The sequence below is a fragment of the Wolinella succinogenes DSM 1740 genome (assembly GCF_000196135.1).
Taxonomy (GTDB): Bacteria; Campylobacterota; Campylobacteria; order Campylobacterales; family Helicobacteraceae; genus Wolinella; species Wolinella succinogenes.
Map to the genome: position 1 here is coordinate 1,985,875 of NC_005090.1, position 13,489 is coordinate 1,999,363.

The following is a 13,489-nucleotide window of genomic DNA, read 5'->3' on the forward strand; positions in this document are numbered from 1 at the left end:
GAGCCTCCCCATGTCCAAAGAGCAGTTTTATCGGCTATTTCGCAATGAAATGAGTTTTGAGGAGGCACAAGCCTTCTTGATTGGCCTTTATCAAAAAGGCGAGGAGGCACAAGACATTGAGGATGCCACGAGCGTGATGCGAGAGTTTCTCATCCCTCTCCATCTTCATCCAGCACTCCAAGATAAGATTTTTGATATCGTGGGCACAGGAGGAGATAAGAGTGGAAGCTTTAACATCTCCTCCACCTCCGCCATCATTCTTGCCTCCATGGGAATCTATGTCGCCAAACATGGGAATCGAAGCATCACCAGCCAATCAGGAAGCGCTGATGTCCTAGAGGCGCTAGGGATCAACCTTTCGCTCTCGCTAGAGGCTCAAGCCAAGATGCTAGAGGAGTGCCACTTCGCCTACCTCTTTGCCGCCAACCACCACCCCGCCATGAAGCATATCATGCCCATTAGAAAGAGCATCCCCCACCGCACCATCTTCAATATGCTAGGACCCCTAGTCAATCCAGCCGGTTCAAAGCGTCAAGTCATTGGGGTTTTTAGCGTGGACTTCATTCCAAAAATCGCCCAAGCCCTCAGCCGTCTTGACACCCACGCCTCTTGCGTGGTGAGCTCTCTGGATGGATTGGATGAGGCAAGCGTGAGTGCGCCCACACGCTACGCCAAGATTCACCATGATCAGATCGAATATGGAGAGATCGACCCCCAAGCCCTAGGAATCCCTCCCCATGCCTTTGAGGAGATCAAAGGGGGCAAAGTCCCCCAGAACGCTGCCATCACGATGGGAATCTTGCGCAACGAGATCAAAGGGGCTAAGCGCGATATCATCCTGCTCAATAGTGGAATCGCCTTCTGGACGAATGGCAACGCGCGTGACGTCAAAGAGGGAATGGAGATGGCCGATGAGGCGCTCTCTAGCCTCAAGGCACTTCATAAGCTTCAAGAGATTCAAAAGGTCTCCTCCTCTCTATGACCCAAGAGATTAGAGCTAAGGCCAGTGAGCTTGAGAGGGTGGTCAAAAGAGTGGAGGAGCTAAGAGGGGAGGGAATCTCCCACTTTCTTCTACGGGGCGATCTAGCCAGTGGCAAAACCACTCTCGTGCAAGCCTATGTGCGCTCCTGTGGAATCCAAGAGCCTGTCACCTCTCCCACCTTCTCCCTCATGCACCGTTATGGCTCCTTCATACACCACTACGACCTCTACAACAAGAGCCTTGAAGAGCTTTTGGCACTAAGTTTGCTTGATGAGCTTCAAGAGGCAGGAATCCACTTCATCGAGTGGGGCGAAGAGCCGCTAGAGAGGCTTTTGGAGAGACTAGGATTCCCTTTGGCCATTATTGAGATCACCCCTTTTGAGGGAGGAAGAAATTACAGGATCACCCATGCATAACCTAAGAGCCGAGAATCTGAGCAAGCGAATCAAAAAGACCCCCATCATCCACAACATCTCCCTAGAGGTCAATAGTGGGGAGGTTGTAGGACTCCTGGGGCCCAATGGAGCGGGCAAAACCACCACTTTCTATATCATTTGTGGGCTTTTGCGCGCCAGTGAGGGGAGGGTCTTTTTCGACAATCAAGAGATCTCTACGCTTCCCTTGCATCGCCGCTCACTCCTTGGCATCGGCTATCTTCCTCAAGAATCGAGCGTCTTTAAAGACCTCACTGTGGAGGAGAATCTGCTCCTAGCCGCAGAGATCGCCCTCAAAGGAGAGGAGGAGCGCCAAAAGAGAATCGAATATCTTCTAGAGGCATTCAACATCGAACCCATCCGAGGACGCAAAGGAATCAGCCTCAGTGGGGGTGAGCGGAGGCGTGTAGAGATCGCTAGGGCGCTCGTGAAAAATCCCCGCTTTATCTTGCTAGATGAGCCTTTCGCAGGGGTCGATCCGCTCGCCGTGATTGACATTCAGAGGATCATTAAACAACTCGTTGATTTTGGCATCGGGGTGCTCATCACCGACCACAATGTCCGCGAAACACTCTCTGTTTGCCATCGCGCCTATGTAATCAAAGATGGCGAACTTCTCGCCCAAGGCAACAGTGAAGAGATTTACGCCAACGAGCTCGTGAGGAAGCACTACCTCGGAGAGCACTTCAAGCCATGAAGCTTAGGCAATCGCTCCAGAACAAAACCAAGCTCTCCGCCACGCTTAAAAGCTGGCTTCCCATCCTGCAAAGCGGTCTATCAGACCTAGAGGAGACGCTAGGAGAGTTCACGAGCGAGAACCCTTACATTGAGGTGCAATCCAAAATAGAGACCAACCTCTCCTCCAAAATCCCCAAAAAAAGCCTAGAGCGAGCACCCAAAAACTCTCTCTCTGAAAAAATCGAAGCCCTCACCATCCAAGAGGATTCCCTCTATGATATCCTCTACGAACAGATCGCCCCACCCCTCTTTCCCACCGCCACCTCGCAAAAAATTGCTCTCAAGATTATTGAGAATCTAAACGAAGAGGGCTATTTTGAGGGCGAAATAGAAAAAATCGCCCTAGAGTGCGAAAGTTCTAGCGAGAGTTGTGAGAAGATTCGCCAGCGCTTCTCTCGCCTTGAACCTCCGGGAATCGGGGCTAAAGATGTGAGGGAATCGTTTCTTTTTCAGCTTGATTCTTCGGAGTGCGATGATGAGCTCTTCTCCTTGGTGCGCGAGCTGATTGAGGAGCTAGAATACCACACTCGCTACAAGAATCACCCCCGCTACGTCGAAGCGATGCGCCTTATTAGAAGCTTCAAAAATCCTCCCGCCATCGACTTTTTTGAAAAAGAGCCTGATATCATTCCTGATCTTTTTGTTCACGATTCTTCTGGACAGATTGAAGTGCGACTCAATGACGCCTACTATCCCACTATCGTTCTAGACACAGCGCGCGCGGACAAAAAACATGAGTATGTCAAAGCCAAAATCAAAGAGGCCAAAGACCTCATCGACGCCTTGGATATGCGCAAAGCGACCCTCTATAAGATTGGGCTCATGATTTTAGAGTATCAGTACGACTTCTTCATGGGAGGAGAGATTCGCCCCATGAAGCTCAAAGACCTTGCCGAAGAGTTCAACCACGCCCCCTCCACCATCTCACGCGCCATCGCCTCCAAATACCTAGAGTGTAATCGGGGAATCTTCTCGCTTAAGAGCTTCTTCTCCACAGCGATTGACGAGGAGACCTCCAATGCCGCGATCAAGGACTACATCGCGGATATGGTCAAAAACGAGGAGAGGGGCAAGCCCTTAAGCGACATCAAGATTCTGCAAAATGTGGAGAACAAATTTGGAATCAAAATGGTGCGACGCACCATCACTAAATATCGAAAACAGCTCAATATCGCCAGCTCTAGCGAAAGGAAAAAGCTCTATGAAATCAGCGTCTAAACTCTGGCTCTCCTCTCTTCTCCTCCTCGTTGCCACCCTCTTTGGTGCCTGCACCTCCAAAGAGCCTAGCTCCCTTCATGTACGTGAGATATTCTATGCGCCCAAAGAGTCTCTAGCGCGCGCCACCTATCTCGCCTACATTCCCACCGAAATATCCACACACTACACGCTCCGATCCTCTTCGTATGAGACGCTCTCTCCTTGGATGGAGCTTCACGCCAAAGAGGTCGCCCAGAGATGGAATCGACTCTTTCCCGCTATCTTAGAGGGAAAAGATATCTCCATTATCAAACATTACCCCTCCTTCTCTAGCCTCTCCTTTGAGGATCGCGCCAAACTTCCTGGGATCTTCTCCTCCAAGATTTTGGCCAGAATCGAGGAGGTGAGCCTCCCCCAAGAGAATAAAGAGATCAAGCGCTCAAGAGTGGTTCTCTCTCTAGAGGCGGAGATGTTCATCCTAGAGCCTGCTAGCCAAGAGATTCTATGGAGCCAAAAGAGTGATTTGGGCGAATTGCTTTTTGATGCTCAAGGCGAGGTCTCCATGAATGTAATAGGGCGTTATCTGGAGGGAGTTTATGGGGATTTAGAGGGGGAGATGATCGCGCGCCTAGAGGCCGCGTCAAGATCATCCATGATCGTCCCCACCGAAGAGGTGAGGCTCATGAAAAGGCTTCCTAAGCGCTAACTTCTCTCATTGGCACAATCCACGCAAATGGTTGCCTCAGGGAGAGCAAAAAGTCGCTTATAAGGAATAGGCTCATCACAAATTTGGCAGATTCCAAAATCAGGGGAATCGATGCGCGTTAACGCATATTCAAGCTTTTTAAGGCGCGCCTCTAGGTCAAGAAGGAGGCGCTTTTGGATGTTTTGATCCGCCAAACTCTCCAGTGCATCCATTTTCTCGGAGACACTCATGAGTGAGATCGGATTATTTTCCTCCTTTAAATGCTGAATATCGTTGCGTACGCTTTCGATCTCAGCGATTATTTTGAGTTTAAGCTCCGATCTCTGTTTTTTGGTCAAGACTTCTCCTTAAGGTTTTTGCTTGGATTATAGAGGCGAGAAGCTTAAAAAGCCCTCCTCATCTAAATTTTTGAGCGATTTTTTCTTTAAGCTTAGAAAAGCCGAGGCGAATCCCGCTATAGCGCATCATCTTTGCCATCCTCTTCCACCACTCTCGCTCATAGCAGGGATGGGGACATTGGCGACAGCGCGGCTTCTCTTCGTGCGGGCAAGCCTGCAAGCGATCATGCGCATACAAAAAGAGCTCTTTGCACTCTTGACACAAAAAGAGCTCTAGCCTCTCTTGTAAATTCTCCCCCTTATAGGAGAGCTCTAAAGAGAGCGATTCCTTGGAAGCATTGGCGTGATTCCCCTCGCAGTAACAACGGGCGAAATCGGCTAAAAGATGAATATCTTTGAGAAACTTCTCTTGGGTCATAGCTGATTTAAGAGCTCTTTAACCATGGCGCTAATGCGCTTGCCATCTGCTAATGCGGAGAGCTTAGAGTTGGCCACCCCCATCACTTTGCCCATATCTTTGGGTGAGCTCGCCCCCACCTCTTTGAGGATAAGCCCTAGCTCCTCTTTAAGCCGCTCATCACTTAGTTGCTCAGGAAGATAGGAGGTAATGATTTTAATCTCCTCTTGCTCCTTGGCATAGAGCTCCTCTCGACCTGCTTCTTTGTATTGAGCGGAGGCTTCCTCGCGCTGTTTACACGCTTTTTTGAGAATCGCAATCACATCCTCATCGCTCAACTCTCTTCGCTCATCCACCTCTATTTGCTTAAAAGCACTATTAATCATTCGCAGGGTATCACGCTTGAAATTGTCTCTATTTTTCATCGCCTCTTTCAACTCTTGGGCGATTCTCTCTTTGAGTTGACTCATGGAAAATCCTTTGTGATTTTTGGGAATATGCTTTGCTTAGGATTATAACCAATTACCCTTCAAAGCAAAGGATGTGCTATGAGAAGAATGTCAGGATTCCTGCTGGTGACGCTTGTAGCGGCACTTTATAGTGGCTGCTCGGTCGCCGACCCCCAAATCTCTTTTAAACCCCCTGAGTATGTCGAAGAGATGCCCGCACGAGAAGTGGAGGAGAGCTTTGGCAACGCAGGCAGTCTCTTTGGTCAAGGCGACAACCCGCTTTTTGCCGATCGGCGCGCCATGAAGCTCAATGACCTTGTCACGGTGATCATCAATGAGACCGCCTCAGCTAGTAGCTCTGGCAAAAAAGATCTAAGCGAGACGAGTAGCAGCACTATGAACGGTCCTTCCGTCACCTTTGGTGGCCCCAGCCAAAGCATTGGCAATGCGGTGAACAAGCTCAACAACTTCACCTCTTTTGGACTCTCCACGGGCAACAATAACTCCACCTTTGCAGGCTCAGGAACTCAACAGCGCCAAGAATCTTTCACCACCACCGTCTCAGCACGAATCATCAAAGTGATGGAGAATGGCAACTACTTCATTGAGGGAGGACGAGAGATTCTCATCAATGGCGAAAAACAGATCATGCGCCTCACGGGCGTGATTCGCCCCTACGACATTGGACGAAACAACACCATCAACTCCCGATACATCGCCGATGCAAAAATCATGTATGAGACCCAAGGCGAGATCAAAAAGAGCACCGAGAAGGGATGGGGCACGAAAGTCTTAGAATCGGTTTGGCCTTTCTAAGATGAGAATCGCGCTCATTCCAGCCCGCGGAGGGAGCAAGCGAATCCCTCATAAAAACATCAAAGATTTTTGCGGTCGCCCCATCCTAGCCTACTCGATTGAGGTGGCGCAAAAGAGTGGTCTCTTCGAGGCGATTGTAGTCTCCACGGATGACGAGAGAATCGCCGCCATCGCCAAGCATCTAGGTGCGCGTGTTCCTTTTTTGAGGCCTGCACACCTGAGTGACGATTCCACGGGCACCCTCCCCGTGATCGCCCATGCGGCTGAACGACTAGAGCTTGGGAGCGACGATCTCCTCTGCTGCCTCTATCCCACCGCTCCCCTTTTAGAATCAAGCTCTCTTATTTTGGGCTTAGAGGCGCTAGAGGGAGAGGTCTCCTACACCTTTGGGGCGGTGCGCTATGACTATCCCCCGCAAAGAAGCTTTATGCTCAAGGAGAATGGCGCTCCAACAATGCTCTTTCCTGAGCACTTCCAGAGCCGCTCCCAAGACCTAAACCCCATCTTTCATGACGCGGGGCAATTCTACTGGGCTAGGGCCGAAACATGGAGGGCTCAAGAGCCGATTTTCACTCCAAGCGCGCGAGCTATTGTGCTTGATCCCCTCAGGGTTCAGGATATCGACACGCTAGAGGATTGGAAGCTGGCGGAGATGAAGTATCGCTTGCTTGAGTCATCATGAGACGCGCCCTTCTCTTCACGGAATGGGGCGAGACCATTGGACTTGGTCATCTGAGGCGCTCTGAGGCGCTTAGGGATCATTTTTTAGCTTCAGGCTTTGAGGCCAAAATATACGCCAACCTTGACCCTAGAGATCACAAGGATTGGCGCGAAGGAGATTGGGGGGTGATCGATTCTTATCTCCTGCCCCTCGAGGCGTATGAGTGGGTGGGTCACCAAACTCAAAAGGCGATCTTCTTGGATGACACCCTGCGCCTTGACTACCCCAAGGGGGTGATTCTTAATGGCGCCATGGGAGCTCAAAATCTTCCCTACCCCCCCAAAGAGGGTCGAGAGTTTTGGCTTGGAGGCGACTATACCCTCGTGCGCCAAGAGTTCTGGAATCTCCCTCCAAAGCCCATCGCCAAAAAGCCGCAACGCCTTCTTATTACTCTGGGCGGAAGTGCGCAGGGACTCAAACTCCAGCAGGAGATTGAGGCATGGGCAAGCGCCCACTTCCCCCATCTAAAGAGGCTCACGCTCAACCCTCACCTCTCCCCCTCTGCAGGAGAGATTCGCTCCATTATGCAAAAAGCCGATATAGCCATCAGTGGCGCAGGAGGCACACTCAATGAGTGTGCGGCTTGTGGTCTGCCTGTGATTGCCATCCAAATTGCTCCAAATCAGCGCACCCTCTTGGAGGGGTGGAGTGAGCTTGGAGCCATAGAGAGGGTGACTTTGGGTGATTGGGAGGCGCTAGGGCAAGCCCTAGAGCGGCTTCATAGCCCTTTTGTGCGTCAAGATCTCTCGTTAAAGGCTTGGCAGATGATGCAAAAGACCCGATGGAAGGAGATACTCAAATGAACGCCTCTTTGCAAGGAGACTTCAAGATCAATGGACTCTCCCTTCGCTCCTTTGTGAATCTCTCGCCCCTAGAGGCAGAGGAGGTGCGAAGGTGGAGGAATCACCCTGAAATTCGACGATTCATGTACAATGACCGCGAGATTGATTCGATAGAGCACATCCAATTTATCGAGAGCCTAAGAGAATCGAGCCACTCAGGCTACTGGGTCGTCCATGAGGAGAATCGCCCCCTAGGCACCCTTTCGCTGACGCGTTTCAACCCTCTCCATCATCACGCCTTTTTGGGAATCTACGCTAACCCTTTTGATTCCACCAAGGGACGCGGAAAACGTCTCATGGAGGCTCTTTTAGCACTTAGCTTCTCCCACTTTGGGCTTCACACCCTAAAGCTTGAGGTGATGGAGGAGAACGAGCGCGCCATCACTCTCTACGAAACGATGGGTTTTGTGCGCGAGGGATGTTGGCGCGACTATATCTTTAAAGAGGGGCGCTACCGCTCCATCCTCCTCATGGGAATCCTCAATGAAACACTCTGACCTTCTCCTCATCGCTGAACTATCCGCCAACCACAACCAAGAGAAGAATCTCGCCCTAGAGACCCTCCATGCCGCCAAAGAATCGGGAGCCAACGCCGTGAAACTCCAGACTTACACCGCCGACACGCTCACGCTCGATTCCTCTAAACCCTATTTTCAGATTCAAAGCGACACCCTTTGGGATGGTGAGACGCTCTATAGCCTCTACCAGAAGGCCTACACCCCTTGGGAGTGGCACGAAGAGCTCTTTGAATACGCCAAGAAATTGGGGCTCCTCTGCTTCTCCACCCCTTTTGACCCAACGGCGGTCGATTTTTTAGAGACGCTAGGGAATCCCATCTACAAAATCGCCTCCTTTGAGATCAATGATATTCCTCTTATTCGCTACGCCGCAAGACTCCAAAAACCGATGATTCTCTCCACGGGAATCGCCTCGCTTGAAGAGATTAGCGAAGCGGTGGAGGCGTGCCGCAACGAAGGGAATGAGGATATCACGCTCCTAGCCTGCACCAGCTCCTACCCCGCCCCTCTAGAAGAGGCGAATCTCGCTCGGATTCCTGACCTAAAGAGGCGCTTTGGAGTCAAAGTAGGGCTCAGCGATCACACCCTTGGCCTCATAGCACCCATAGTGGCAGTGAGCCTAGGGGCGAGTGTGATTGAGAAGCACTTCATCCTCTCTCGCTCCCTAGGAGGCCCCGATGGCGCCTTCAGCCTAGAACCCAGTGAATTCAAAGAGATGGTCTCCTCTATCCATGCCGCCTCTTTGGCGCTTGGGGAGGCCAATTACGAGCTGAGCCCCAAGGTGGCTAAATCAAAAATTTTCAAGCGGAGTCTCTTTGTCTGTGAAAAGATTCAAAAAGGAGAGCGATTCACCCCCAAGAACCTTCGATCCATCCGCCCCGGTCATGGGCTCCCCCCCAAACACCTGAATGAAATTTTGGGCAAAGAGGCGGCGTGTGATATTGAGCGAGGCGAGCCACTCACTTGGGAGATGGTGCGAAGATAGGCTCTCCCTTTTAGAGCCCTCAAACTCAAATCCTGCTAAAATACTCTCCATCCATCCTCCCCACAAGGAAGCAACCGTGCTCATCGAGACCAGAGGGAACGATTCCCAAAAGCCACTAAATGTCGAATTCAGCCACGCCATCCTCAATCCTGATGCCAGCTTTGGCGGACTCTACGCACCTGAGGCACTCCCTATTTTAGGGCAAGAGGCGAGAATGCGCCTTAAGGATCTCTCCTACGCCAAACTAGCCAAAGAGATCTTTGCCCTCTTGGGAATTGAGCTTGAAGAGGAGATTCTTCATGAGGCTCTCTCGCTCTATGACCATTTTGATGACCCTGCCCACCCTGCGCCCTTGGTACCGCTAAAGAGAGACTTGAGCGTCCTAGAGCTCTACCATGGACCCACGCGTGCCTTTAAAGATATGGCGCTTCAGCCCTTTGGCCGTATCCTCTCCCGTCTCGCTCAGCAAAGAGGAGAGCGCTACCTCATCCTCGCCGCCACCAGCGGAGATACAGGCCCTGCCACACTAGAGAGCTTCGCCAACCAAAAAAATATCCAAGTCGTCTGCCTCTATCCCCAAGGGGGCACCAGCGATGTTCAGCGCCTCCAGATGACCACACAAGAGGCGGAGAATCTCAAAGTGCTGGGCATCCATGGAGACTTTGATGATGCCCAAGCTGCGCTCAAAAGCCTTCTTAAGGATGACCATTTTAGGGCCTCTTTGACCCAAAAAGGGATTTCGCTCTCCGCGGCCAACTCCGTCAATTTTGGCCGAATCGCCTTTCAGATTATCTACCACGCCTACGCCTCTCTAAGGAGCGATTCTCCCATTGATGTTATTGTTCCTAGCGGTAATTTTGGGAACGCTTTGGGCGCTTTTTACGCCAAGCTTATGGGCTTTGGGATTGGCAAAATCATGATCGCTAGCAACGCCAACAACATTCTCACTGAGCTCATCACCACAGGAATCTACGATATTCGAGGAAAAACCCTCAAAAAAACTCAATCTCCTGCCATGGATATCCTCAAAAGCTCCAATGTGGAGCGTGTTCTCTTTGCACTCTTGGGTGCGCAAAGAACCAAAACCCTCATGGAGAATCTCGAAAAAGAGGGCTTTTATGCCTTAAACGCTTCGGAATTAGAAAAGCTTCAAGAGCACTTTGTAGCGCTCTTTTGTGAGGATAGCGAAGGGGAGAGAATCATCCGTGAATACGCCAAAGCAGGCTACCTTATGGATCCCCACACCGCCACAGGAATCAAGGCCTACGAAGACCTAGAGAGCGACTCTCAAACCCTCAAGGTGCTCTGCTCGACCGCGGAGTGGACGAAGTTTGCCCCCACCGTCGCCAAAGCCCTAGGCAAAGAGGGGGTGCGTGATTTAGAGGCACTCCACTATGTGAAAGAGGCGCTAGGGGTGGAGATCCACCCTGCCATCAATTCTCTCTTTGCCAAAAAAGAGATTCATACCGAAGTGATCCAAAAAGAGAAGATCAAGGAACAGATTCTCGCGTGGCTAGGAGCCTAGAGGATTTTTCCTCGCTCCTTTTTGGCCAAATATCCCCAAAGCACTAAGCAGGGAATCGCCATGGCGAGCGAGAGGAGCTGCCCCATCGTCACACCCCCCACTAGATACCCAATCTGAGCATCAGGCTCCCTCCAAAACTCTGCCACAAAACGCGCTAGGGCATAGAGAATAAGATACATGATTCCTAGCTGTCCCGTGAATTTCACCCTTGATCGCCACGCATAGAGAATCACAAAAAGGACGATTCCCTCCAAAAAGGCCTCATAGAGCTGCGAGGGGTGGCGAAGCACGCCTGCGACATAGATCCCCCAAGGGACTTCAGTCACTCGGCCAATCAGCTCTTGGTTGAGAAAGTTACCGATGCGTCCAAAAACATAGCCAAGGGGGACAGAGATTCCCACCAAGTCCATCAGCATCCAAAATTTCACCCCGTGTCTTTGGGCGAATAGAAATGAAGCGATCAAGAATCCAATCACCGCACCATGGTAGCTCATGCCTCTAATGCCGATGAATTCCCCATTTTGAAAGGGATTGAAGATCTGCCAAGGATGCGTGAGATAGTAGGCAGTGAAGGGATCATAAAAGAGGATATACCCTAGTCGCGCGCCCAAAATCACTCCAACCTCCACCCAAATAAAATAGCTCTCTAGCTGCTCATTGCTCAAGGGGTAGGCGTCTTTTTTGGCGATCCATTTGGCCACCCAAAGCGCCACTAGAAGCGCCAAAACATAGGCGATTCCATACCAGTGGACTTTGAGCCCCCAAAGGTCAAACGCTACAGGGTCAAAGTGATTGTAGAGATAGTTCCATTCCATCGTGTTTCCTGCGAGATTTAGAGATTTAAATAAGAGAGGTGAAAAGCCTCTGCGAGGCTCAGCTCATGAAAAAGGCGAAAGAGTCTATCATCTCCCACCTCAATGACCAATTCAATTTTATCTTTATGGATCAATTTCAAAAAATAGCCCAACACGGAAGAGGTGATGCTCGTAGCATCCAAAATCTTAATCTCTAGATTCTTGATTCCACCCTCAAGCATGGGGGCAACATGGCGCTTGATCTCTTGGTAGTCGATCTCTTTTTTGATGCTCCCTTTAATGACAAGCGTCTTTTCATTAAGCCTAGCGATTTCCAAAGAGTGCCTCCCTAGCTACCACCGTGAATTGCGACACGCGCCCTCCTTTTTTGAAACAGAGATGATCCACCAAGCCTTTGGTGAGGCGAATACCCCTGCCACTTGTGAGCGTCTCTGGCTCATTACGGAGATTCTGAAGGAGCGTTTGTGTATCGAACCCCCGCCCCTCATCCTCAACCTCACAAGTCAAAAGTGTCGCTTCGCCCTCTTCATAACGCCTCAATCGGACGCGAATTCTCCGATGGGGTTTCGATTCTTTGGCGAGATATTCATCATAAGAACCCTCTTGAATCAATTGATCCTTGGTGAGTCTCTCCACCCCTAGGCTCCCATGTTCATAGGCATTCATGAGCATCTCCGTTAACGCGGTCATAAAGCGAGTGGAAGCCTCTAAGTCAAAAATACCAAAACTCTCCAGCCCCTCTTCAATCGTGTCAGAGAGTCGATGCACCTCCAAAAGAGAGCTTTTGATCTCATACGAGCGTGAGGCGCTTGGATTTTGGGGGACCCTTCGCACCCAAAAGGCGGTGATGTCATCATCCACATCTTTCACTCGACTCCTAAAGCGTCGATTCATCTCCGAGAGGAATCGATTCCAAAGCAACTCCTCCTCCAAAATCTCTCCATAGATCGTCTCTTCATCCAGCAAAGCCTCATTAAGCCCATCGCTATAAAGTAGAATCTTCTCCAAATCTTGGATGCATATCTCCTGTGGCAAAGGCGGAAGGGAGTATTTCATGAGCGGGGGCGAAGAGGATTTGATACGCTCGCACTCCCCTTGGCTATTAACCCATAGCATGGAGGGCATTCCAAAAGTAATGTAAGAGAGGCGCTCTCTCTTGAAATCAAAGTCGTAAAATCCCGCGCTGATGATCTCCTCTTCAAGAAGCTCTTTTTGAATGAAGCGTAAGTAGTCCCCCACCAAAGAGCCAAGCTCCACCCTCGCCCCTTGAGCGATTCTCTCATCGATGAGGTAATTCAAAAAAGCGATAGAGAGGGTGGTGGTGACCGAGGCGGAGAGTCCCTTGCCCATTCCATCCACAATAAAAAGCAGCGCCCTCCCCTCATCTAGGCCTCGCACCGAATAGCTATCCCCACTCAAAATCTCCAAGGAACGGTGAAGCGCGTCCAGCACCCACTCCTCTCCCTCTTTTCCTTGGATGGTCTGGAGGTAGTGATCATTTTTGATGAGGTTTCGCTCTTTGCGTCTGGCTGATTCTTGCTGGAGGGAGTGGTAGCGATCTTGAAAGCGCAGCAGTTCAATCTCCTGCTCTTTGGCTTTGCGGGTCAGGTTATCCAGCACCACCCGCTGGATGGCCATTTGGATGGCATTATGAAGAAGATCCATGGAGATGGGCTTGGCCACAAATTGGGTCACCCCTAAATTGATCGCCTCCATCAGATAGTCGGTATCAATAAAGGCGGTGGTGAGGATGATGGGGAGCCTAGTATCGACACGGCGAATCTCTCGAATCATCTCGATTCCATCCATAAAGGGCATGATATTATCTGAGATAACGAGATCAATCCCTCCTTGAAGGAATCGCTTCAATCCTTCCTCGCCATTGGCGGCCTCTGCGACCACCCCAAATATCTCCTCCAAGCGCCGCTTTAAAAAGCGTCTTGTGGGAATGTCATCCTCGACATAAAGGAGCGTAAGGCGCTTGGCGACCCCAGCAATCTCTTTGAGCTCGGTGCGACTATCCAAA

The 13,489-nt window shown here is 50.7% G+C and carries 17 protein-coding genes; 11 read left to right on the forward strand and 6 right to left on the reverse strand.

Annotated elements, in window-relative coordinates; genetic code table 11:
• Positions 1 to 10: 10 nt before the first annotated feature.
• From trpD to WS_RS09910, 5 genes are read left to right on the forward strand one after another with little or no spacing between them, the layout of a single operon-like run.
• Positions 11 to 982 (forward strand): anthranilate phosphoribosyltransferase, encoded by a 972-nt coding sequence (gene trpD / locus WS_RS09890; RefSeq protein WP_011139877.1) that lies wholly within the window; start codon positions 11 to 13, stop codon positions 980 to 982.
• Positions 979 to 1,398: a tRNA (adenosine(37)-N6)-threonylcarbamoyltransferase complex ATPase subunit type 1 TsaE gene (gene tsaE, locus WS_RS09895; RefSeq protein WP_011139878.1), complete on the forward strand. Its 420-nt coding sequence runs from the start codon at positions 979 to 981 to the stop codon at positions 1,396 to 1,398. The genes trpD and tsaE overlap by 4 nt, the downstream gene beginning before the upstream one ends.
• Positions 1,391 to 2,113, forward strand: coding sequence for an LPS export ABC transporter ATP-binding protein (lptB, locus tag WS_RS09900; RefSeq protein WP_011139879.1), 723 nt, complete (start codon positions 1,391 to 1,393; stop codon positions 2,111 to 2,113). The genes tsaE and lptB overlap by 8 nt, the downstream gene beginning before the upstream one ends.
• Complete coding sequence (locus tag WS_RS09905) at positions 2,110 to 3,372, forward strand: RNA polymerase factor sigma-54 (protein WP_011139880.1); 1,263 nt, start codon at positions 2,110 to 2,112, stop codon at positions 3,370 to 3,372. Before lptB ends, WS_RS09905 begins: the two co-directional genes overlap by 4 nt.
• Positions 3,356 to 4,057, forward strand: a complete 702-nt coding sequence (locus WS_RS09910; protein ID WP_011139881.1) for a hypothetical protein — start codon at positions 3,356 to 3,358, stop codon at positions 4,055 to 4,057. Before WS_RS09905 ends, WS_RS09910 begins: the two co-directional genes overlap by 17 nt.
• Here the strand turns inward: WS_RS09910 and WS_RS09915 are convergent.
• From WS_RS09915 to WS_RS09925, 3 genes are read right to left on the reverse strand one after another with little or no spacing between them, the layout of a single operon-like run.
• Positions 4,054 to 4,395: a TraR/DksA family transcriptional regulator gene (locus WS_RS09915; protein ID WP_011139882.1), complete on the reverse strand. Its 342-nt coding sequence runs from the start codon at positions 4,393 to 4,395 to the stop codon at positions 4,054 to 4,056. The genes WS_RS09910 and WS_RS09915 overlap by 4 nt on opposite strands.
• Positions 4,396 to 4,453: 58 nt before the next feature.
• The gene (locus WS_RS09920; protein ID WP_011139883.1) at positions 4,454 to 4,813 is read right to left on the reverse strand and encodes a nitrous oxide-stimulated promoter family protein; all 360 of its coding nucleotides are present in this window, start codon (positions 4,811 to 4,813) and stop codon (positions 4,454 to 4,456) included.
• The gene (locus tag WS_RS09925) at positions 4,810 to 5,262 is read right to left on the reverse strand and encodes a GatB/YqeY domain-containing protein (RefSeq protein WP_011139884.1); all 453 of its coding nucleotides are present in this window, start codon (positions 5,260 to 5,262) and stop codon (positions 4,810 to 4,812) included. The genes WS_RS09920 and WS_RS09925 overlap by 4 nt, the downstream gene beginning before the upstream one ends.
• A 78-nt stretch (positions 5,263 to 5,340) precedes the next feature.
• On the opposite strand from WS_RS09925, the gene flgH reads away from it, so the two are divergent.
• From flgH to thrC, 6 genes are all read left to right on the forward strand, one after another.
• Positions 5,341 to 6,057, forward strand: a complete 717-nt coding sequence (gene flgH / locus WS_RS09930) for a flagellar basal body L-ring protein FlgH (RefSeq protein WP_011139885.1) — start codon at positions 5,341 to 5,343, stop codon at positions 6,055 to 6,057.
• A 1-nt stretch (position 6,058) separates the two neighbouring features.
• Positions 6,059 to 6,739: a pseudaminic acid cytidylyltransferase gene (pseF, locus tag WS_RS09935; protein ID WP_011139886.1), complete on the forward strand. Its 681-nt coding sequence runs from the start codon at positions 6,059 to 6,061 to the stop codon at positions 6,737 to 6,739.
• Entirely contained in the window at positions 6,736 to 7,581 is an 846-nt protein-coding gene (locus tag WS_RS09940) for a hypothetical protein (RefSeq protein WP_011139887.1), read from the forward strand. Before pseF ends, WS_RS09940 begins: the two co-directional genes overlap by 4 nt.
• Positions 7,578 to 8,117, forward strand: a complete 540-nt coding sequence (gene pseH, locus WS_RS09945) for a UDP-4-amino-4,6-dideoxy-N-acetyl-beta-L-altrosamine N-acetyltransferase (protein WP_011139888.1) — start codon at positions 7,578 to 7,580, stop codon at positions 8,115 to 8,117. The genes WS_RS09940 and pseH overlap by 4 nt, the downstream gene beginning before the upstream one ends.
• Complete coding sequence (gene pseI / locus WS_RS09950) at positions 8,104 to 9,123, forward strand: pseudaminic acid synthase (protein WP_011139889.1); 1,020 nt, start codon at positions 8,104 to 8,106, stop codon at positions 9,121 to 9,123. Before pseH ends, pseI begins: the two co-directional genes overlap by 14 nt.
• 76 nt (positions 9,124 to 9,199) lie before the next feature.
• Entirely contained in the window at positions 9,200 to 10,648 is a 1,449-nt protein-coding gene (gene thrC, locus WS_RS09955) for a threonine synthase (RefSeq protein WP_011139890.1), read from the forward strand.
• Here the strand turns inward: thrC and lgt are convergent.
• Genes lgt through WS_RS09970 form a run of 3 tightly spaced genes read right to left on the reverse strand, consistent with a single transcriptional unit; the run spans position 10,645 to position 13,488 of the window.
• Positions 10,645 to 11,463: a prolipoprotein diacylglyceryl transferase gene (gene lgt / locus WS_RS09960; RefSeq protein ID WP_011139891.1), complete on the reverse strand. Its 819-nt coding sequence runs from the start codon at positions 11,461 to 11,463 to the stop codon at positions 10,645 to 10,647. The genes thrC and lgt overlap by 4 nt on opposite strands.
• A 17-nt stretch (positions 11,464 to 11,480) precedes the next feature.
• A complete protein-coding gene (locus tag WS_RS09965) occupies positions 11,481 to 11,780 on the reverse strand; it encodes a hypothetical protein (protein ID WP_011139892.1) in 300 nt (99 codons plus the stop codon).
• Positions 11,767 to 13,488, reverse strand: a complete 1,722-nt coding sequence (locus tag WS_RS09970) for a SpoIIE family protein phosphatase (RefSeq protein WP_011139893.1) — start codon at positions 13,486 to 13,488, stop codon at positions 11,767 to 11,769. Before WS_RS09970 ends, WS_RS09965 begins: the two co-directional genes overlap by 14 nt.
• Position 13,489: the final 1 nt, after the last annotated feature.